This window comes from Mediterraneibacter massiliensis (assembly GCF_001487105.1).
Taxonomy (GTDB): Bacteria; Bacillota; Clostridia; order Lachnospirales; family Lachnospiraceae; genus Mediterraneibacter; species Mediterraneibacter massiliensis.
Genome location: NZ_LN913001.1, coordinates 1937165 through 1958124 on the forward strand (window position 1 = coordinate 1937165; position 20960 = coordinate 1958124).

Below are 20960 nucleotides of genomic sequence, written 5' to 3' on the forward strand. Positions count from 1 at the left end.
TTTAGTCTTCTCCCCTTTCCGCCAAGCTGTCCAGACCTATTTTTACGAGTTCTGTCAGTCGTTGGTATTCTTTTTTTAAATACAGATACCCCAAAAGCGCCTCAAATCCCGTCGCCCTTCTATAATCTGTAATAGACTGATTTTTCGCGGGAGATACGGATTTTGCATTTCTCCCCCGACGATACACCGTATGTTCCTCCTGCGTCAAGTGTTCCTGCATTTTACGCATCATTAGAGACTGCGTGGACGCCTGCACGTATGCGCTCGTATCTTCGTGCATTTTATGCACCTGCCTGTTTCCTGCGCTCACGATCCAACTCTTGATGATCAGATCGTATATACAATCGCCAATATAAGCAAGTACAAGAGGAGAGTAGGTTTCTGCCTCCATCTCTTCTATATTAAACATCTTCTCTATATAGTAATCCAGGCCTTTTTCTACGCTCTTTTCCATTTTACTCCTTCTCTTGTATCTTCTAAAATAATTCCTTTTGCAAGCAGTGTATCTCTGATTTCATCTGCACGTGCAAAGTTTCGCTCTTTTCTTGCAGCCTGTCTCTCCGCGATCAAAGCCTCTATCTCTGTGTCCAGTACTTCTTCCTTCTTCTCAACCACGATTCCAAGCACGTCTGTGAGAGCTGTCAGTCTGCCAAGAAGGGCTTCCAAATATTCGGCTGAACTCTCCACATTCGCAGTCGTATTCGCGTATTTCACCAATTCGAATACCGATGCGATCGCATCCGCCGTATTAAAATCATCATCCATCGCCTTCTCAAAGCTTTCTGCATACTGTCCGCTTTCAGAAAACGCTTCTTCTTCTGCCGCAGACATACTTTCTACTTTTGCATTTTTCTTTAAAAAACGCAAATTCTCCGCTGCCGTCACGATTCTGTCCAGACCGCTTTTAGCGGCTTCCATCAGATCCGCGCTGAAGTTCAAAGGACTTCTGTAATGCGCGCTCAGCATAAAAAACCGCAGGATCTGCAGATCATATTGTTCACTGATTTCTCTTACGGTAAAGAAATTTCCGAGAGATTTAGACATTTTACGGTTATCGATATTCAAAAAAGCATTGTGCAGCCAATATTTCGCAAATTCTTTTCCATTTGCCGCCTCACTCTGCGCGATCTCATTTTCATGGTGTGGAAATACAAGATCCTCACCACCTGCATGTATATCGATCTGTTCCCCTAAGTATTTCTTTGACATCTCAGAACACTCGATATGCCATCCCGGACGTCCTTCTCCCCATGGTGATTCCCAGGCAGGTTCTCCTTCTTTTTTCGGTTTCCACAGCACAAAATCAAGAGAATCTTCCTTCTCATCTTCTCCGGTCACGAGAAGAGAACGTCCGCCCGACTGAAGATCATCCAGATTTTTATGTGACAATTTCCCATACTCCTTAAACTTGCGTGTCCGATAATAAACTGTTCCATTCTTCTCATATGCATATCCCTTCTCAATGAGCGTCTGGATCATATCGATCATCCCGCCGATTTCTTCTGTTGCCAGTGGATTTTTCGTCGCCGGTTTAATATTCATCCCATCCATGTCTTTTTTACACTCCGCAATATAACGCTTCGAGATTTCTTCTGCCGTTACACCTTCTTCTATTGCCTTTTTAATGATCTTGTCATCTACATCTGTAAAATTTGACACAAAATTCACATCATATCCTTTATATTCAAAATATCTGCGTACTGTATCAAAGACGATCATCGGTCTTGCATTCCCGATATGGATAAAATTGTAGACTGTCGGTCCGCATACATACATCTTTACCTTTCCCTCCTCCAAGGGAACAAATTCTTCTTTTTGTTTTGACATCGTATTATACAGCTTCATCTTATATCTCCTCTCTTTTTTCTTCTATTTTTATCTTTGTCGTTTTTTCCTGTCCGCACTCATAGCCATCCTCTTCCATACATTTCATCTTTTTCAACATTTCGATAAGCTGGCTGTGCATTTTTTCGTTATCTGCCTGCAGCGAATGAATATCGTTTAAAACTGGATCCGGCAGATGGATCTGATCCATATCGCTTCGCGGGACTTTCTTATTCCCCATCCGCACAACGCGTCCCGGTACTCCCACAACAGTACAGTTCGGCGGCACTTCTTCCAATACGACCGATCCAGCCCCAATCTTCGAATTCTCTCCAATAGTAAAAGACCCTAAGATCTTGGCTCCGGCGCTGACCATCACATTATCCTCAAGCGTAGGATGCCGTTTTCCCTGTTCTTTTCCGGTTCCTCCAAGCGTCACTCCCTGATAGAGTGTCACATTATCGCCTATGATCGTCGTCTCACCAATGATGACGCCGCTCCCATGATCGATAAACAGTCCTTTCCCAATCGTCGCTCCGGGGTGTATCTCGATCCCGGTTTTTCTTGCTGCCCGCTGCGAGATCCATCTCGCCAAAAAATAATGCTTTTTCAGATATAATTTATGTGCCACACGGTATCTGAGGATCACTTTAAAACTCGGATACAGCAATACCTCCATATTTGATTTGATCGCAGGGTCACGTTCTCTTATGACCTGAATTTCTTCCCTGATATAAGATATAATTCCCACCTGAAAGCCTCCTTATATTTCTATTTTATGTATACATCTATCCAGCGCATCTATATCGCAGAATGTTTCAAAAAACTTCCTGCGATATAAAAAGACCCCGTCTCATCTAGAGACGAAGTCTTTCCGCGGTTCCACTCTATTAAAAGAATCTCTTCTTTCACTTTCTGACATGTAACGTATGTCTGTTACGTACCCCGCTACCAGGAACCCCCTTCGCAGAATCAGCTCCCGAATGCACTTCGCACGCCCTCCCCTTAAGACTGCTTTCAGCCGGCGACAATCTCTCTCTGACAGCTTCAGGTATGCTACTCTTTTCGTTCTCAGCCTTTTTCCGATTTTTCGAATATAGATATATATTATGCAAAATCCGACAATTTGTCAACCTGATTTTCCTCTTTGCCGCACCCATACCTACCGCAGGATCTGCCTGTACTTTTCTGTATTCATCTCTCTGGTTTCCTATACGATCTCATTTAAATATATCCTGCGCAGTATACACAATTTTCCAAGTTCCTCCTCCAGATGTGCACTGAGTATCACTCCCTCTTCTTGCTTTATTTCTTCCAGCGTACGGTATCCGAACAAAAAGGAAGTAAGGGAGGCAATCGGCAGTACACCTTCTGAATCCTCTGTCTCCGTGACTGTCAGCATATCCTCTCCTTCCCGGCTGTGTATTTTCCATACGCGGCTGTTTTTTACAAGGATTGGGTCGATCACGGCAAAAGAACACGACACACGCTCGTTTTTTTTCACTTTCAATACGCCAAGCAGACTTTCCAGATGAAGGATACGTGCCATAATGACAGGCTTCTGCCTTACAGCCAACGTTTCCGCGCATGCATAAAGGACTGCCTTTGGTTCTCCATCTTTGCGAAGCTGTGCGGCCGCTTTTAAAAATTCCATTTCCCAGCCCGGCAGGTAAAGCGGTTCTCTGATCTCCAGTTTTTCCTCTCTTGCATAGGCAAACATCCCGCAGATCCTTCCGGCATCCTTCATAAGGCAGACACCGCCATTTTCACTTTGCTGTTCTAGGATCATTGTCTGATAATACGCCGCATCCCGCACGGCGCATACCTGATGTTCCGCCTTAAAATACGCTGCAAAAAACGCTGCCATGTCTTCTGCATCTGCTATAGATGCCTCCGTGACTTCCGCCTGAAGATTTCCCTCTGTCCCGTTTGTCTCTCCAATATTCTGCTTATAGATAAAGCGAAAATCATAGGGGGTATAAATTGCCTCCGCCGCCGGCATCAAAAATGTAAATGGCTCTTTTCTCCGATACATATCTTCCATTGTTCTGTACAGAAGCTTTCTCATATACCCTTTGCCTCTATATGCCTTCTCCGTAGACACCGCAACAATATAATGGCACAAAAATTCTCTGTCCTCAACCTGCACGGTATATGGATTCAAGTGTATCATGGAGCGGATATATTCTTTCTCTTCTATCACATAGATTTCATTTTCTCTGGCTTTTATAAAATAATAATAGTCCAAAAATGCTTTCGTATCTTCTGCAAAAACCTTTTCCCACAGTCCTCTCGTCCGTTTATGTTCTTTTTGTTCCAGCTTTCTTAAAACTATATCCATCTCCAGACTCCTAAACAGATTTTTCCCGCATACAGCCACTGCACCCTGCACACTTTTCTATTTCTGTCACATCATAACTCGCATAGTTCCTATACTTTTCCAGCGCGCATACAGCCTGGGCAGAAATTCCTTCTCCACTTCCGGTAAAGCCAAGGCCTTCTTCCGTTGTTGCTTTCACATTGATCTGCTCTGTTTCTATTTTTAGCGCATCCGACATATTTTTCCGCATCTGCTCGATAAAAGGACGCATTTTAGGCTTCTGAGCAATGATCGTCGCATCAATATTCTCTATCAGATACCCCTTCTCATCCAACATTTCCCCCACATACCGCAAAAGTATCATACTGGAGATTCCTTTGTAGTGTGCATCCGTATCCGGAAAATGTTTCCCGATATCTCCCAATGCCGCTGCTCCCAATAAAGCGTCCATCACCGCATGGACAAGCACGTCTGCGTCAGAATGTCCCAACAGCCCTTTCTCATATGGAATTTCCACGCCGCCCAAGATCAATTTTCTGCCTTCCGTCAATTTATGGACATCATATCCCATTCCAACTCTCATATTCTATTTCTCCTCGTAATCTGCTTCTAAGTCTTCCGACTGCTCCGGTTCTCTGACTTTCTCTTTTATTTCTTTCTCGTCCTTTTCTTCTTTCGCTTCTGTCTCTTTTTTCTTTTCCTCTTCTTTTTCCTCTTCTTTTTCCTCTGTCTGTACCAAGTGATCTCTCAAAGTTTTTTCCTTTGTTTCTGCAGTCTCATAAACCTCCGGCTGCTGCTCGCTTTCCCTTTCTGCCTTTTGTTCTTTTAGTATCTCTCTTAGCGCACCTATAGCAAACCATACTCCTACAGCAATAAACAGCACGCCCATCACGATATTAAAAAGTTCATTGGTCGGCTTATTCTGGATCGTCTCCGACACAAGCTGCACACCAAGATATGCCAGATATGCGCCTGCTATGATCCGAAATATATTTCCTGCCCGATTGTTTCTCATCTCTTTTATCCTCCATAGTCAAAGATTTTTATCTCTTAGTTTTAGATTTTACCATACTCTGGGCATAAATACTACCCTGCCTTACTTGACTATCTAGAAAAAGCTGCTGTACCAAATCGGTACAACAGCTTTCCTTCTAGTAGCGGAAACTGGATTTGAACCAGCGACACCACGGGTATGAACCGTGTGCTCTAGCCAACTGAGCTATTCCGCCATATTTAATTAATATATGGGGCCTATAGGGCTCGAACCTATGACCCTCTGCTTGTAAGGCAGATGCTCTCCCAGCTGAGCTAAGACCCCATATCCTTGTATCGTAGGCTTGGATGCTTTTTCCACCCGCAACCTGCTTTGCTATTATACTATCAAATTCCCCTGGATGTCAACACTTTTTTTAAATAAATTTTTAAAATTTTTCAAACAATTTTATCAATTCACTTTTTCACCAAGATAAAACTTACTCTTCATTCATATTTGCCAGTTTAGCCGCTTGGTCTGCCGCGATCAGACTATCTATGATCTCGTCCAGATCACCGTTTAAAATCGTGTCCAACTTGTGCAGTGTCAGTTTTATCCTATGATCCGTGACGCGTCCCTGTGGGAAATTATAAGTACGAATCTTTTCAGAACGGTCTCCTGTCCCAATCTGGCTGCGGCGTGCCTCTGCCTCGGATGCCTGCTGCTTCTCCATTTCCAGATCATACAGTTTAGAGCGCAGCAATCTGAATGCTTTCTCTTTATTTTGAAGCTGCGACTTCTCTGTCTGACTATAGATTACAATCCCAGTAGGATAATGCGTCAGACGCACTGCAGAATCTGTCGTATTGACACACTGCCCTCCATTTCCGGAAGCCCTCATAACATCGATCCGGATATCTTTCTCGTCAATAACGACATCTACTTCCTCTGCTTCCGGCATGATCGCCACCGTTACTGTAGAAGTATGGATTCTCCCGCCGCTTTCTGTCTCCGGCACACGCTGCACACGATGTACCCCGCTTTCATATTTTAGTCGTGAATACGCTCCTTGTCCTGTGATCATAAATACACATTCTTTGAACCCGCCGATCCCATTTTCATTCAGAGAGATCAATTCTGTTCTCCATCTGCGGTCCTCTGCATAATGTACATACATACGATAGATTTCCGCTGCGAAAAGAGCCGCCTCATCGCCGCCTGCACCTGCACGTATCTCTACGATAACATTTTTCTCATCATTCGGATCTTTGGGAAGCAGAAGGATCTTTAATTCTTTTTCTAATTCCTCTACTCTCGTCTTAGATTCATTCAATTCTTCTTTCGCAAGTTCCCGCAGTTCCTCATCTGCTTCTTCCTCCAGCATAAACAGACTGTCTTCGATATTCTGCTTACATTGTTTGTATTCTCTATATGCCTCTACAATCGGAGCCAGATCGCTTTGTTCTTTCATCAGTCTGCGGAAACGTTCCGGATCATCTGCCACTCCAGGTTCCTGCAGTTCTCCCATAATTTCCTCATAACGGATTACCAAATCCTCCAATTTGTCAAACATCTTTTTCTATCCTTTCTACCATTACTCACTTTACCTATCATACACGCCGTACACTACACGGTCAAGTCCTGCCAGATCCTTTTTTACCGTCACATCCAGGAAACCATTCTCTTGCAGGAGCATAGCAACTTCTTTTCCCTGATCGCAGCCGATCTCAAAGAGCAGAACACCCTTTTTTTCAAGAAAATCTCCGGATATACGGACGATCTCTCTATAAAAATAAAGACCGTCTGTTTTTCCGTCTAACGCCTCGATCGGATCGTGCTCTTTTACTTCCGGCTCCAGCTTTTCAATCTCCGAAGTACGGATATAGGGCGGATTTGAGATGATCATTCCAAACTTTCCCTTTATATTTTCAAAAAGATCTCCGGAAATAAACTCTGCGAGGATATTCAGATTCTCTGCATTTTCTCTGGCCACCTCGAGCGCTCTCTCGGAAATATCTGCCCCTATCCCCGCTATTTTCCTTCCCTTTTTATCTTTTCTTGCATGCTCTTTTGCCCAATATAAAACACTTAACAATATGCATCCAGAGCCTGTGCACATATCCAGAATCTTGATTTCTTCCTCATCAGATGGAACTTTTCCATTTTTCAGAAGTTCCAGAGCCGTCTCGACTGCAATTTCTGTATCCTGCCGGGGGATCAAAACTTGCTCATTCACTTTGAATTTCAGTCCCATAAATGCCTGTTCCCCTGTCAAATGCTGTAAGGGCACTCTTTTTTTTCTTCTGTTTATCAAAGAACAGTATGTCTGCTTTTGTTCTTCACTTATCTTTTGTGCCGGTTCTACATAATATCGGGCCTTGTCAATCCCTGTCACATATTCCAAAAGATACCATGCATCCAGTTCATACTCTTGGATCTTCGCACTTTCTAACTCTCCTCTGCCCCAGCTGTATGCGTCTTGCAGGCTTTCTTCTCCCGATTTCATAAATTCTCCTTCTGCCAGGCTTCCCAATCGAACACAGCCTCCACCGCGCAGATTGCCACCTCGATCATGCTGTCATCCGGTTCCTTTGTCGTAAGATTCTGTATCCACATCCCCGGCTTGCTCAAAAGTTCCACAAATACATTGTTACTGTTCCCTGCTAATTTGATGATTTCATAAGAAACTCCTGCTATCAAAGGAAACAGCGCGATTCTTAAAAGCATCCTCACGACCTGGGATTCTGCTGTAATAAAAAAGCAAAACAGAATACTCACGAGCATAACAAAAAACAGAAAGCTAGTCCCACACCGCTTATGCTGCTTGGAACTTTTTCTTACATTCTCCACATTCAATGTAAGACCACTCTCAATGCAATTTATACACTTATGTTCTGCACCGTGGTACATAAATGTCCGCTGTATATCTTCCATACGGGACACTAAAAGGATGTATCCAAGAAAGAGCAGGACTCTGATGATTCCCTCAAAAATTACCATGACCATACGCGACTCTGTAAATTTCTTCAAAAAATTGCTTAAGAAATAGGGCAGGACCATGAAGATCGCCAACGCAAGAATTACAGAAAGAGCTATCGTTAGATTCATCAAAACCTTTTCTTTCTTTTCTTGTTTTTTTGCTTCCTCCTCCGTCATCTGACGGGTTTCTTCTTCCTCTTCAAAAAAGTCAGCAGAATAGGTAAGCGTCCGCATACCAATAACAAGGGAATCTATAAAATTAAAAATTCCTCTTATAAACGGAATCTTAAGTGGGGTCTTCCAGGGAATACAACTTTTGTAATCTTTCACATCCACCGCGATTTCTTTATCAGGTTTTCTCACTGCCACAGCATATTTCCCGCCGTTTCTCATCATGATTCCTTCCAGCACTGCCTGGCCGCCTATATTTGATGATTTCATATTTCCTCCTATCCATATCAGGCATACCCTATCAAAGCACCCTTCCTTGTCCAAAAGACACCGTTATGAAATATCCCCATATACGCCCCTCAGGGTATATCCCGGACACCGTACACTATTGCCTTACAGGCGGCCGCTTCGCCCGACAAGGTATAATATAACAGGCTGAGATTTCTACCTCAGCCTGTGTTTCTTCAATCTTATTTAATACCATATTTCTTGTTGAACTTATCAACACGACCACGTGCCTGGCTTGCTTTCTGCTGGCCTGTATAGAACGGATGACATTTAGAACAAATTTCCACGTGGATATTTTCTTTTGTAGAACCTGTCACAAATGTATTTCCACAGTTGCAGGTCACAGTTGCCTGATGGTATTCTGGATGGATTCCTTCGCGCATGATTTTCACCTCTCTATTTTAAAATACTTATTATAATCTCTAAACAGCTATGTCATTGTATCATAAGATTATTTCTTTGGCAAGTATTTTTCTCCCAAAATCTTTCAAAATATATTTCTATACACATTTTCAACTGCCTTTATCAAACACGATATACGTTTCTCTCTCTTGACAAGCCGGATATAGTACAATAAAGTAAAGTCAAAGGAGGGATTTTTTATGAAAATTTCAACAAGAGGCCGCTATGCGCTCCGCGTGATGATTGACCTGGCCCGCCAGTCACCAGATACTTATACCCCATTAAATGAGATTGCCGCCAGACAAAACATTTCCGAAAAATATCTGGAAAATATCATAAAAACTTTGGTCAAGCAACAATTTTTGACAGGACTTAGAGGCAAAAAGGGCGGATACCGTTTAACAAAGCAACCTGACGAATACACTGTTGGCAGCATTCTCCGTCTTACAGAAGGAACCCTTGCTCCTGTATCCTGCGTGGAAGAATGCACCCCCGAATGTCCCCGGCAGTCTGTCTGTCCTACACACCCACTTTGGAAGAAACTAAATTCCATGATCACCCATTATCTGGACAGTGTCACACTTTTCGATCTCATGACAGCCGATATTGACAAGGGAAAGGACTTCTAAATCTCTTTTTTCTTAAATATAATACATATTCTGGGAATAATCACGATATTCCAGAAAATGCTCTGTCAGATCCTTAAGCGTAACATTTTCTAAAATCTCTCTCAGGCTTTCATTTACTCTGTCAACAATGAGTTCCTGTATCACACGAGAACTCCCAGAAGCTTCTATATGTTCTTCTGTCTCGTTTTCAAAAAAGTAGCTTCCTTCCAAAGCTTCTACTATCTCTGCCACGGTGATGTCTGCCGCATTTTTCTCCAGAAGATACCCGCCCTGCGGACCTTTTACACTTCTAACAAGACGAGCCCTTTTCAAAGCAGAAAATACCTGTTCTAAAAATTGAACAGAAATCGCATTTCTTTGCGCAATACTATTTAATGCCACCTGTTCTGTTTTTGTACTGGCTGCAAGATCCATCAACGCACGGATCCCATATCGTGTTTTCTTTGATAATTTCATGCCTTCCCCTCCATTTTATCTTCTCTTCTACACGCCGCCTCCTTTTCACGCAATTTATACAAACAAAGGTGTAGAATAGTACCGATCTCCACTGTCAGGAAGCAATGCGACAATCGTCTTCCCTTCATTTTCAGGGCGTCTCGCAAGCTCTATGGCTCCCCAAAGTGCTGCTCCTGAAGAGATACCCGTCAGAATACCTTCTGTTTTAGCAAGCATTCTTCCTATCTTAAAAGCATCATCTGCATCTGCCTGTATGATCTCATCATATATTGTTGTATTCAGAACATCAGGCACAAAACCAGCACCGATACCTTGTATCTTATGCGGTCCGCTTTTTCCTTCTGAAAGGACCGGAGAAGTGGACGGTTCTAATGCCACAATTTTGATATCCGGGTTTTGTTCCTTTAAGTACTCTCCAACACCAGTCAATGTCCCGCCTGTACCTATCCCTGCTATAAAGACATCTACATTCCCGTCTGTATCTCTCCAGATCTCCGGCCCTGTTGTCTTTCGATGCATTTCCGGATTAGAAGGATTTGTAAACTGTCCGGGGATAAAGCTGTCTGGTATCTCTTTTGCCAATTCCTCTGCTTTTTCTATTGCGCCTTTCATCCCTTTTGTCCCATCTGTCAATACGATCTCTGCTCCATATGCCTTCAATATATTTCTTCTCTCCACGCTCATCGTTTCCGGCATAGTAAGGATCATACGATAGCCTTTCACCGCTGCGATCGCTGCGAGTCCAATCCCGGTATTCCCTGATGTCGGTTCGATCAGTACCGAATTTTCTTTCAGTATTCCTTTTGCCTCTGCATCTTCGATCATCGCTTTTGCCACACGATCTTTTACACTTCCCGCCGGATTCAGATACTCCAATTTGACCAGTATTCTCGCTTTTAGTTCCAGCTCTTTTTCCAAATTCACCACTTCGACCAACGGTGTATTCCCAATCAAATCCAAAGTTCCTCTATAAATTCCTGCCATATGCCGTTCCTCCTTTTTCCTATCAAATTAGTATGTTTATTTTTCTACATTATATTTCTGGAATACCTATTTGTCAAGTATGTTTTATATGTTTTCTATTTTCTTCCTTTTTTCTCATTCATGTGATAACATAAAATCAGTATATAGATACTCTTCATACGACTGCAGCTCAATTCAGAAAGGAGTTCATCATGGAACTGACACCTGTTTCTTTTCTTATCGTATGTCCGCTTCTCTTTCTTGCCGGTCTGGTCGACGCGATCGGCGGGGGTGGTGGTCTGATTTCTATTCCTGCATATCTGATCGCAGGTCTTCCGCCTCACATGGCAGTCGCTACAAATAAACTTTCTTCCACCTGCGGTACTCTTCTGGCAACTTTGCGTTTTATAAGAAACCATCTGATCAACTTCAGACTCGCAGTTCCTTCTATTTTTGCGGCAATCTTAGGTTCTTCACTGGGCGCAAAAATTTCCATGCTTGTACCTGAAAAAATCATGCTCTATGTACTTGTTTTTATTCTTCCACTCTCCGCTTTTTTAGTACTAAATAAAAAAATATTCCATGACAAAGGCAGCGAAATCGTCATATTGGACAAGAAAACTTACCTAACGGCCATTCTTTCTGCTTTTTTTATCGGAGGTTATGATGGTTTCTATGGTCCCGGAACCGGTACCTTTCTCATAATAGCCTTTACAGTATGCGCTCATCTAAGTATTCCTACAGCAAACGCCCAGGCAAAGATCATCAACCTTACAACAAACATCACCGCTCTGGCTGTCTTTCTTATAAACGGTCAGATACTTCTTCCTCTAGGAATCGCAGCTGCACTCTGTAATATGGCAGGCGGTTATCTGGGCGCCGGATTAGTCATGAAAAATGGTGCAAAGATCGTAAAACCCAGTATTCTTTTTGTCCTGTTTCTGCTCTTTTTGAAAATCTTAGGAGTCTATTAAAAATACTTACAGCTGATAGAACAGAACACCCAAATAAGCCAATTCCTTGGTATAAAAGAATAAAGGGACGCCTTTCTCGGCGCCCCCTTTTGCTAAATCTCTATATAAATTTCTGCCGGTTTACCATCTGTACCAGCTCCGTATTGGTCTTTGTACGTGAAAACATATTCAGCAAGTTGTCCACTGCTTCCTCTGCTTTCATCCCATTCATGGCCCTACGTATGATGTAAACCGCCTCCTGCTCTTCTTTGTTCAATAAAAGATCTTCTCTTCTTGTCCCCGATTTCGGAATATCGATTGCCGGAAATACTCTCTTTTCCTGTAACTTTCTGTCCAGCACTAATTCCATATTTCCGGTTCCTTTAAATTCTTCATACACTACATCATCCATTTTGCTTCCTGTCTCCACCAATGCTGTAGCAAGTATCGTCAGGCTTCCTCCTTCCCGCATATTTCTTGCCGCCCCGAAAAACCGTTTCGGCATATGCAGAGCCGCTGGATCTAATCCGCCTGACAACGTACGCCCTGACGGTGGCACAGTCAGGTTATATGCGCGTGCCAGACGTGTGATACTGTCCAGCAATATCATCACATCTTTCCCATGCTCTACCAGACGTTTTGCACGTTCGATCACCATCTCAGACACGCGCTTATGATGTTCCGGCAGTTCATCAAATGTAGAATAGATCACCTCTACATTCTTGCCCGCAATAGCCTCTTTTATATCTGTCACTTCCTCCGGGCGCTCATCGATCAATAAGATCAGAAGATGCATGTTCGGTTCTCGTTTCTGTACAGCAAGCGCAACTTCCTTTAAAAGCGTCGTCTTTCCAGCCTTTGGCGGAGATACGATCATACCTCTCTGTCCTTTTCCTATCGGAGAGAGCAGATCCACGATCCGCATAGCTGTAGAGCTGCCCGGTGTCTCTAATTTTAATCGCTGATCCGGAAAGATAGGAGTCAGATCTTCAAAATTGGGTCTTTTGGATGCCTCTGACGGACGCACCCCGTTTACTGTAGATACATATAAAAGTGCGCTGAATTTTTCAGACTGTGTCTTTACTCTCGTATTACCCATAATAATGTCCCCAGTTTTTAAATTAAACCGGCGGATCTGAGATGGAGATACGTAGACATCATTTTCTCCCGGAAGATAATTTTCACACCGAATAAAACCATACCCATCCGGAAGTACTTCTAATATTCCATTTGCCGTCTTCCCACTGTCCAGCTGTTCTATATCTGTTCCATCTTTTTTCTCTTTTAATTCCTCTTTTATTCCTTCTTTTGCTTCTTCTCTTGCTTCATCCTGCTTCTCCTTCTCATCCTGTGCAAGCATTGCTTCGACGAGTTCCGCCTTCTTCATAGCAGAAATCCCCTTCATTTTTCTCGCTTTTGCCAGTTCTTTCAAAGTCGCAAGCGGCAGTGACTCATACTTTTCCCGCGTCATAAAAATACCTTTCCTTTCACAATTTTCCTCTTTTTATAAAAATTTTTAAATACAATATGTATCTCTGTATTGCTTTATTATCTGATTCTTTCATATACTTTCGGGATTTTTACTATTTCTTTTTTAAGAAACAGTAGTCTGAATTGACTGAAATTGAAAATATCATACCAAGAGTTCTCTGTGTAATTTCAACACTGTTTTATTATACCGTATATATTATAAAAAGGAAAGCCTTTTTTCTCTATATGTCGCCTTACTGGTTGCGTACATCCTTCAACAGTGTTATGATAATCAGCAGAGAAAATATTTCAGAATCAGTGAGGTGGAATCATCATGACAAACAATGAAAAAGCTTTACAAATGCATGAGCAGTGGCATGGGAAACTGGAAATTACCGCCAAATCACATGTCAATACTCGTGAAGATCTGGCTATTGCTTATACGCCCGGTGTCGCAGAACCTTGTAAGGTCATTGCCAAAGATCCAGAAGCTGCTTACAAGTACACAATCAAATCAAATACTATCGCCGTTATCTCCGACGGAAGCGCTGTTCTCGGTCTTGGAAATATCGGCGCCCGCGCGGCTATGCCGGTCATGGAAGGAAAAGCGGTTCTTTTCAAAGAATTCGGCGGAGTCAACGCTGTTCCTATCTGTCTGGACACACAGGATACAGAAGAGATCATACGTACGATCGTAAATATTGCGCCCGCTTTTGGCGGTATCAATTTAGAGGATATATCTGCTCCGCGTTGTTTCGAAATAGAACAACGCTTAAAAGAACTCCTGGATATTCCTGTATTTCATGACGATCAGCATGGAACTGCCATCGTCGTCCTTGCCGGTATCATCAATGCATTAAAAGTCACAAAAAAGACAAAAGAACAATGTCATGTCGTTGTCAACGGCGCAGGAAGTGCTGGGGTGGCCATTGCCAAGCTTTTACTCACCTATGGTTTTGTACATGTTACAATGTGCGATATTAACGGAATCATCAGTAAAGCTTCTCCAAATTTAAACTGGATGCAGAAAGAAATGACTAATGTAACCAATCTAGAAAACAAAACAGGAACTCTTGCTGACGCTTTAAAGAATGCTGATATTTTTGTAGGTGTATCTGCACCTAATATCGTAACCAAAGAAATGGTTGCCTCCATGAATAAAGACGCCATTCTCTTTGCCATGGCAAATCCTGTTCCAGAGATCATGCCGAATCTTGCCAAGGAAGCCGGTGCTAAAGTTATAGGAACCGGACGCTCCGATTTCCCGAATCAGGTAAATAATGTAGTCGCTTTCCCTGGTATCTTCAAAGGCGCGCTGGAAGGCAGAGCTTCACAGATCACAGAGGAAATGAAGCTTGCAACTGCAGAAGCAATAGCTTCACTTGTTCCAGACGCAGAACTAAATGAAGAAAATATTCTGCCTGAGGCATTTGATCCTCGCGTTGCTGATGCTGTAAGTAAAGCTGTAAAGGAATTAATTTAATGAAACAGTGGGGCGAAAAGCGCTATTACTCTCTGGACTATTATCTAAAACAGACTTATGGAGAAAAAATTTATAAGATCTCACTTAATGCAGGCCTTACCTGTCCCAACCGTGACGGAACGGTTGGGACAGGCGGCTGTATCTTTTGCAGCGACCAGGGTTCGGGAGATTTTGCCGGATGTCCTACAGAGTCTGTCACAGAACAACTCCAAAAAGGGAAGGCTGTATTAAGAGACAAACGTCCTGTTCATTCTTATATTGCCTATTTTCAAGCATTCACAAATACATACGCCCCCTTAGACAGGCTGGAATCCCTCTATATGGAGGCTGTCCAGGATCCTGATGTAAAAATTCTTTCTATTGCCACAAGACCTGACTGTTTAAGCAAGGATATACTTTCACTTTTGTCCAGGATCAATAAAATAAAACCTGTCTGGATAGAATTAGGGCTACAGACGATCCATCCCGCTTCTGCCGCGTATATCAGAAGAGGGTATCCACTTTCTGTCTTTGACAAAGCGGTAGCGGATCTGAGGGAAAATCATATTCCTGTCATTGTCCATACCATTCTTTTTCTCCCCGGAGAGACAAAAGAACAAATGCTTCAGACCATTTCTTATTTAAATCGTATGGATATACAGGGCATCAAGCTGCAGCTTCTGCATGTTTTACAGGGAACAGATCTTGCGTCTGTTTACCGGACTTCCCCTTTCCATATACCTAGCATGGAAGAATATATCGAAATGCTGGGAGAATGTATCGGACATTTAAATCCTGATTTCGTCATTCACCGTCTGACCGGAGACGGACCAAAAGATCTTCTGATTGCCCCTTTGTGGACGAGCAGAAAACGTACTGTCTTAAATGCGCTAGAACACTGTCTGAAAGAAAACGATATATGGCAGGGAAAGGAGTATCATGGCTGAAACATATACTTTATATAAACTGATCGTCTTATACATGCTGGATAAAGTGGATTTTCCTCTGACGACTTCACAAATATCTGAATTTATACTGGATAAAGGATATACTTCTTATTTCAAACTCCAGGAAACGCTTTCTGAAATGGTAACCTCCCATCTTCTCTACGCAGAAACGACGCATAATCGGACATTGTATCATCTGACTGAAAATGGAAAAGAAACTATTCACTTTTTCTACAGCAAACTTTCCGCTGCGATCCAAAAAGATATTGACGAGTTTCTCAAAGAAAAGCAATATGATCTAAAAGAAGAATCTGCTGTAAAATCGGATTATTATCTAAACACAAACCACGAATACGAGGTGCGCTGTCAGATCATGGAGAATGGCTTCAACTTGATCGATCTGAAATTAACGGTTCCTACAGAAAAAGAGGCCGAAACCATAGCCAGCCGCTGGACAGCGCAGAGCCAGGAGGTTTACGCCTTACTTCTTTCGAAGCTCCTCTAATCGTTCTTTTATTTTTCTCTCGTATCCCAAATCGCCAGGTTCATAGAATCTGGCATCTTTTATCTCATCTGGCAGGTATTGCTGGCGGACATAATGTCCTGGGTAATCATGCGCATATTTATAACCGACCCCATGCCCCAATTTCTGTGCCCCTTTATAATGTGCGTCCTGAAGGTGTGCCGGCACTGTCGTCTTGTACCTACTTACATTTTCACCTGCCGCGCTGATTGCCGTCACCGCCGAATTACTTTTCGGAGCTGAAGCCACATAGAGTACGGCCTGTGACAAAATAATCCTTGCCTCCGGCATTCCTATTCTTTCTACTGCCTGTGCTGCCGATACAGCTACAGTAAGCGCCATCGGATCTGCATTTCCCACATCCTCCGACGCAGCAATGATGATCCTGCGCGCAATAAAGCGAATATCTTCCCCCGCATAAAGCATTTTTGCCAAATAATATACCGCTGCGTCTGGATCAGAGCCCCGCATACTCTTGATAAATGCCGAAATCGTATCATAATGATTATCCCCTGTTTTGTCATAGCGGACCACCCTTTTTTGTATACACTCCGAGGCTACGTCAAGCGTAATATGTATCCGTCCATCTTCACTGCGCTCTGTTGTAAGCACACCCAACTCAATAGCATTTAAAGCATTTCTTGCATCTCCTCCCGCTATATCTGACAGGAATTCCAATGCCTCTTCTTCGATCACTGCATGGAAACTCCCCATTCCTTTTTCTTCATCATATACAGCTCTTTTTAGAAGACTTTTTATATCTTCTTTTTCCAGCGCCTTTAATTCAAATACACTGGAACGTGAAAGCAACGCGCTGTTCACTTCAAAATACGGATTCTCTGTCGTCGCTCCGATCAATGTAAGCGTCCCATCTTCCACAAAAGGAAGCAGATAATCCTGCTGCCCCTTATTAAATCTGTGGATCTCATCAATAAACAAAATCGTCTTCTGCCGATACATTCCATACAGATCTTTCGCCTCTTTTACGACTTCTTCCATGTCTTTTTTTCCTGCTACTGTCGCATTGATCTGTGTGAATTTAGACTGCGTCGTATTAGCAATCACTTTGGCAAGTGTCGTCTTTCCGGTGCCCGGTGGTCCGTAAAAAATAATAGACCGCAGTTTGTCTGCCTTGATCGCCCTATACAAAAGTTTATCCTTCCCTATAATGTGCTGCTGTCCGACTACTTCTTCCAAAGTAGACGGACGCATCCTGGATGCAAGCGGCGATTCCTTCTCTTGGTTTTTTTCTCTCATGTATTCAAATAAATCCATACTCATTCTCCTACTTGGCTTAAATTTCTTACTACTTCTCCGGCAATCAAAAGACCTGCCGCAGGAGGTACGAACGATACACTCCCTGGAACACTTCTTTTTCTCTCCGTCGGATCTGCTTTCTCCTTTTCCTTGTCATTCCCATCATAAATAGGGATCGGTTTTTCCGGAGAATAGAGAACTTTCAAATGAAAAATCCCTCTGCTTTTTAATTCCTTTCTCATCACTTTACAAAGAGGACACATACTCGTCTTAGACAGATCCGTAATCTCAAATAATTCTGGATGCAGCTTATTCCCCGTCCCCATACTGCTGATGATCGGAATTCCATATTGGCGTGCCGCCTGTACGAGCGCCAATTTTGCTGTCACTGTGTCGATCGCATCAACAATATAATCATACCTTTCTTCAAAAAACTGTGCTATATTGTCCGGTAATACAAAAGTTTCGTATGTCTGCACTTTAATAGACGGACAAATATCCTGTATCATCTCTTTCATTACTTCTGTCTTAAATCTCCCGATCGTACTGTGAAACGCAACTGCCTGTCGGTTGATATTGGTCAGATTCACTTTATCACTGTCTACTAAAGTCAGTTTTCCTATGCCACTTCTTGCCAGCGCCTCTATGCAGTGAGAACCGACGCCCCCTACACCAAATACGATCACAGACGCTCCGTAAAGTCTCTCCATTCCCTCTTTTCCCAGTATACGTTCTGTCCTGGAATATTCATGCGTCATTATATCTACCTCTTTTTCTAATCTAAAAGCAGCTCATCTACAGTCACAAATTCAAACCCTCGCTCTTTCAGTATATCCACGATCTGCAGCGCTGCCTCCACAGAACTTTTATAACAGTCATGCAACAAAATCATATCATTTTCTTCTGTATCCGTCACTACTTTACGGACAATTTCCTCTACATTTTCCGTTGTCCAATCGAGCGGATCCACGCTCCACATAACCGGGATTGCTTCAATTTCTTCATTTAGTTCCTCTCTCCAAGAACCAAATGGAGGCCTTACATACTCCACTGTTTCACCGGTGATTTCTTCGATCAGATCACTCGTTTCCTTAAGTTCAATAAGCGCCTGTTCTCTGCTTAGGCTGGTCAATTCTACATGGTGAAAAGTATGATTTCCGATTAAATGTCCATCCGCATACATCTGCTTTACAATCTCTTTGTTCCCTTCTTTCTCGATATTGCAGCCTATCAGAAAAAAACTAGCTTTGACTCCTCTCTCCTTTAGCCCTTCCAGCAGCATAGGTGTATATTCCATACTAGGACCGTCATCAAAAGTAAGCGCTACTTTGGGTTTTATCCTCTTATCTTCCGTGTCTGCCTCATCTTCTGTCTCTATATTTTTCGATTCGGTCCTTACTGCTTTCTCTATACGCTGCCTATTTTCTCCTTCCTTTGTTTGAACAGTAAAAGGAATACAAACGGGCAGCAATAAAAATACATATACCATTCCCACCGCCTGTACCATCCGCTTTAACTGTCCTTTTTCAATTCTGTCTTTTTTCAAATCCTTCACTGCCCTTTTTATTTTGATTCAAAATACCTTTTTATTTCTCCTCAAAATATATGCATTGTGATTCTTATTTATTGATGTTATAATAGTTTAGTTAATCTATTATATACAAAGGAGAATTACCATGGACACTATCCAGTCTAAAGAAAACAAAATGGGAGTCATGCCTGTTCCCAAACTTCTGATCAGTATGTCTCTCCCTATGATCATTTCTATGCTTGTACAAGCCTTATATAACATTATTGACAGCATGTTTGTTGCACAATTGAGCGAAGATGCCTTGACTGCCGTATCACTTGCATTTCCCGTACAGAATCTTATGATCGCCATCGCGACCGGAACCGGAGTCGGAATCAATGCTTTGTTGTCCAGAAATCTAGGAGAAAAACGTTTTGAAGAGGCAAATTTAGCCGCACGAAACGGAATTTTCCTCGGTTTTATCAGTTTCATCTGTATCGCTGTATTCGGGACTGTTGGTTCCCGTTTCTTCTTTGCTGCACAGACAGATAATGCTGTCATCGTAAATTACGGTACCCAGTACATGCTGGTCATCACGATTATGTCGTTTGGCATCTTCTTGGAAATTACTTTTGAACGTCTCCTGCAGGCTACCGGCAAAACTTTCTATACCATGATCACGCAGGGGACTGGAGCTGTCATTAATATCATTCTGGACCCTATTTTGATCTTCGGTCTCTTTGGTTTTCCAAGACTGGAAGTTGCTGGCGCTGCCCTTGCTACAGTTTTCGGACAGATCGTAGCTATGTTCCTAGCCTTACTGTTTAACTGCCGCAAAAACACAGAGTTAAACTTGAATATGCGAATATTCCGTCCTGACAAACGAATCATATCTACAATCTATAAAGTAGGCGTTCCTTCCATTATCATGCAGTCTATCAGTTCGATCATGGTATTTGGCATGAACAAAATATTGATGCCGTTTTCTTCCACTGCTACAGCTGTATTCGGCGTCTATTTCAAATTACAAAGCTTTATTTTCATGCCTGTATTCGGTCTGAATAACGGAATGATCCCGATCATCGCTTATAATTATGGCGCCAGGAACCGAAAACGTATCCTCTCTACGATGCGCTTGAGCATCTATATCGCTGTCAGTATCATGTTGGTCGGACTACTCATATTCCAACTACTTCCAGGCAGCCTATTAAAATTGTTCGATGCATCACAGCATATGATAGAGATTGGAATCCCGGCTCTTCGCCTCATCAGCTTAAGCTTTCTCTTTGCCGGATATTGTATCATCATGGGCTCTGTTTTCCAGGCGCTCGGCAACGGTGTATACAGTTTGATCATCTCCGTTGCAAGACAGCTTCTCGTTATACTTCCGGTCGCCTATATATTTTCCAGGATATGGGGATTAAACGCAGTCTGGCTTGCGATCCCTATCGCAGAAGTTGTCTCCGTAGTATTATCCACATTACTTTTCAAACGGATCAATCAATTGAAACTTAAACCACTAAAAAATAATATATAAATTTAACGTAGCAACAAGCAGTGCGAAAAGGAACAGTTCATGCCCTGTGTCATGCTTGCATGTAAACAGGGTGTGAACTGTTCCTTTTCATTCGGCGATAGCCGATAGCGAAATGAAGCGGAGGCGGAATTGAGCTAACACTGCGGAAGTATCCAAAAGAAATATGCAGTCAAATGGCAAAAGGGCGCATAAAATGTATGTTTTGCGGTATGCTCGAATGAGTGCACATTTCATGCATACACTTTCGCCGCTTAAGTTCATGTTCCTGTTTTAAAAAATCGACTTCACGCTGCTAC

Annotated in this window: 22 protein-coding genes, 2 tRNA genes and 1 other annotated feature; of the genes, 6 read left to right on the plus strand and 18 right to left on the minus strand. The window is 42.6% G+C overall.

Annotated features, from left to right (window positions below; genetic code table 11):
* Window position 1: 1 nt before the first annotated feature.
* The 12 genes from BN3282_RS13440 to rpmE all read right to left on the minus strand — a co-directional run bounded on the left by BN3282_RS13440 (window position 2) and on the right by rpmE (window position 8938).
* A complete protein-coding gene (locus BN3282_RS13440) occupies window positions 2–454 on the minus strand; it encodes a Mini-ribonuclease 3 (RefSeq protein ID WP_059069926.1) in 453 nt (150 codons plus the stop codon).
* Window positions 439–1845: a cysteine--tRNA ligase gene (cysS, locus tag BN3282_RS13445; protein ID WP_059069928.1), complete on the minus strand. Its 1407-nt coding sequence runs from the start codon at window positions 1843–1845 to the stop codon at window positions 439–441. Before cysS ends, BN3282_RS13440 begins: the two co-directional genes overlap by 16 nt.
* Window position 1846: 1 nt before the next feature.
* Window positions 1847–2575 carry a serine O-acetyltransferase EpsC gene (epsC, locus tag BN3282_RS13450; protein ID WP_059069931.1) on the minus strand — a complete coding sequence of 243 codons (729 nt, stop codon included), beginning with the start codon at window positions 2573–2575 and terminating at the stop codon, window positions 1847–1849.
* Window positions 2576–2680: 105 nt separating this feature from the next.
* Window positions 2681–2906 (minus strand) — a binding site (T-box leader).
* 128 nt (window positions 2907–3034) lie between these two features.
* Window positions 3035–4165: a GNAT family N-acetyltransferase gene (locus BN3282_RS13460; protein WP_317246561.1), complete on the minus strand. Its 1131-nt coding sequence runs from the start codon at window positions 4163–4165 to the stop codon at window positions 3035–3037.
* Between the two features lie 10 nt (window positions 4166–4175).
* A complete protein-coding gene (gene ispF / locus BN3282_RS13465; protein WP_059069935.1) occupies window positions 4176–4727 on the minus strand; it encodes a 2-C-methyl-D-erythritol 2,4-cyclodiphosphate synthase in 552 nt (183 codons plus the stop codon).
* Window positions 4728–4730: 3 nt separating this feature from the next.
* Entirely contained in the window at window positions 4731–5159 is a 429-nt protein-coding gene (locus tag BN3282_RS13470) for a CvpA family protein (protein WP_059069937.1), read from the minus strand.
* 140 nt (window positions 5160–5299) lie between these two features.
* Window positions 5300–5373: transfer RNA gene (locus BN3282_RS13475), tRNA-Met, on the minus strand.
* Between the two features lie 16 nt (window positions 5374–5389).
* Window positions 5390–5462: transfer RNA gene (locus BN3282_RS13480), tRNA-Val, on the minus strand.
* A 154-nt stretch (window positions 5463–5616) separates the two neighbouring features.
* Entirely contained in the window at window positions 5617–6690 is a 1074-nt protein-coding gene (gene prfA / locus BN3282_RS13485) for a peptide chain release factor 1 (RefSeq protein WP_059069939.1), read from the minus strand.
* A gap of 30 nt (window positions 6691–6720) precedes the next feature.
* Window positions 6721–7623 carry a peptide chain release factor N(5)-glutamine methyltransferase gene (gene prmC, locus BN3282_RS13490; RefSeq protein ID WP_059070515.1) on the minus strand — a complete coding sequence of 301 codons (903 nt, stop codon included), beginning with the start codon at window positions 7621–7623 and terminating at the stop codon, window positions 6721–6723.
* A complete protein-coding gene (locus tag BN3282_RS13495) occupies window positions 7620–8537 on the minus strand; it encodes a DUF1385 domain-containing protein (RefSeq protein WP_059069941.1) in 918 nt (305 codons plus the stop codon). The genes prmC and BN3282_RS13495 overlap by 4 nt, the downstream gene beginning before the upstream one ends.
* 200 nt (window positions 8538–8737) lie before the next feature.
* On the minus strand, window positions 8738–8938 hold the full coding sequence (gene rpmE / locus BN3282_RS13500; protein ID WP_059069942.1) for a 50S ribosomal protein L31: 201 nt from the start codon (window positions 8936–8938) through the stop codon (window positions 8738–8740).
* Between the two features lie 219 nt (window positions 8939–9157).
* Between rpmE and BN3282_RS13505 the strand changes: the two genes are divergently transcribed.
* Window positions 9158–9586 carry an RrF2 family transcriptional regulator gene (locus BN3282_RS13505; protein ID WP_059069943.1) on the plus strand — a complete coding sequence of 143 codons (429 nt, stop codon included), beginning with the start codon at window positions 9158–9160 and terminating at the stop codon, window positions 9584–9586.
* Between the two features lie 12 nt (window positions 9587–9598).
* On the opposite strand, the gene BN3282_RS13510 is transcribed toward BN3282_RS13505, so the two are convergent.
* Together BN3282_RS13510 and cysK are read right to left on the minus strand one after the other, a co-directional pair.
* Window positions 9599–10042, minus strand: a complete 444-nt coding sequence (locus BN3282_RS13510) for an RrF2 family transcriptional regulator (protein WP_059069945.1) — start codon at window positions 10040–10042, stop codon at window positions 9599–9601.
* Between the two features lie 54 nt (window positions 10043–10096).
* Window positions 10097–11026 carry a cysteine synthase A gene (gene cysK, locus BN3282_RS13515; protein ID WP_059069947.1) on the minus strand — a complete coding sequence of 310 codons (930 nt, stop codon included), beginning with the start codon at window positions 11024–11026 and terminating at the stop codon, window positions 10097–10099.
* A 191-nt stretch (window positions 11027–11217) separates the two neighbouring features.
* On the opposite strand from cysK, the gene BN3282_RS13520 reads away from it, so the two are divergent.
* Entirely contained in the window at window positions 11218–11979 is a 762-nt protein-coding gene (locus BN3282_RS13520; RefSeq protein ID WP_059069949.1) for a TSUP family transporter, read from the plus strand.
* Window positions 11980–12079: 100 nt separating this feature from the next.
* Here BN3282_RS13520 and rho read toward each other — a convergent pair whose 3' ends face one another.
* Window positions 12080–13429 carry a transcription termination factor Rho gene (gene rho / locus BN3282_RS13525; RefSeq protein WP_059069951.1) on the minus strand — a complete coding sequence of 450 codons (1350 nt, stop codon included), beginning with the start codon at window positions 13427–13429 and terminating at the stop codon, window positions 12080–12082.
* Window positions 13430–13762: 333 nt separating this feature from the next.
* Here rho and BN3282_RS13530 point away from each other — a divergent pair, with 333 nt between their 5' ends.
* The 3 genes from BN3282_RS13530 to BN3282_RS13540 are packed head-to-tail and all read left to right on the plus strand — an operon-like array spanning window position 13763 to window position 16342.
* Entirely contained in the window at window positions 13763–14911 is a 1149-nt protein-coding gene (locus BN3282_RS13530; protein WP_059069953.1) for an NAD(P)-dependent malic enzyme, read from the plus strand.
* Complete coding sequence (locus BN3282_RS13535) at window positions 14911–15837, plus strand: tRNA modification radical SAM protein MnmL/YtqA (RefSeq protein ID WP_059069955.1); 927 nt, start codon at window positions 14911–14913, stop codon at window positions 15835–15837. The genes BN3282_RS13530 and BN3282_RS13535 overlap by 1 nt, the downstream gene beginning before the upstream one ends.
* Window positions 15830–16342: a DUF4364 family protein gene (locus tag BN3282_RS13540; RefSeq protein WP_059069957.1), complete on the plus strand. Its 513-nt coding sequence runs from the start codon at window positions 15830–15832 to the stop codon at window positions 16340–16342. Before BN3282_RS13535 ends, BN3282_RS13540 begins: the two co-directional genes overlap by 8 nt.
* On the opposite strand, the gene BN3282_RS13545 is transcribed toward BN3282_RS13540, so the two are convergent.
* The 3 genes from BN3282_RS13545 to BN3282_RS13555 are packed head-to-tail and all read right to left on the minus strand — an operon-like array spanning window position 16319 to window position 19163.
* Complete coding sequence (locus tag BN3282_RS13545) at window positions 16319–17635, minus strand: replication-associated recombination protein A (protein ID WP_059069959.1); 1317 nt, start codon at window positions 17633–17635, stop codon at window positions 16319–16321. The two genes, BN3282_RS13540 and BN3282_RS13545, sit on opposite strands and share 24 nt — an antisense overlap.
* Window positions 17636–17637: 2 nt before the next feature.
* Entirely contained in the window at window positions 17638–18375 is a 738-nt protein-coding gene (locus BN3282_RS13550; protein ID WP_059069960.1) for a tRNA threonylcarbamoyladenosine dehydratase, read from the minus strand.
* Between the two features lie 17 nt (window positions 18376–18392).
* On the minus strand, window positions 18393–19163 hold the full coding sequence (locus tag BN3282_RS13555) for a polysaccharide deacetylase family protein (RefSeq protein ID WP_242866644.1): 771 nt from the start codon (window positions 19161–19163) through the stop codon (window positions 18393–18395).
* A 130-nt stretch (window positions 19164–19293) separates the two neighbouring features.
* Between BN3282_RS13555 and BN3282_RS13560 the strand changes: the two genes are divergently transcribed.
* Window positions 19294–20664 (plus strand): MATE family efflux transporter, encoded by a 1371-nt coding sequence (locus tag BN3282_RS13560; protein WP_059069963.1) that lies wholly within the window; start codon window positions 19294–19296, stop codon window positions 20662–20664.
* Window positions 20665–20960 lie beyond the last annotated feature (296 nt).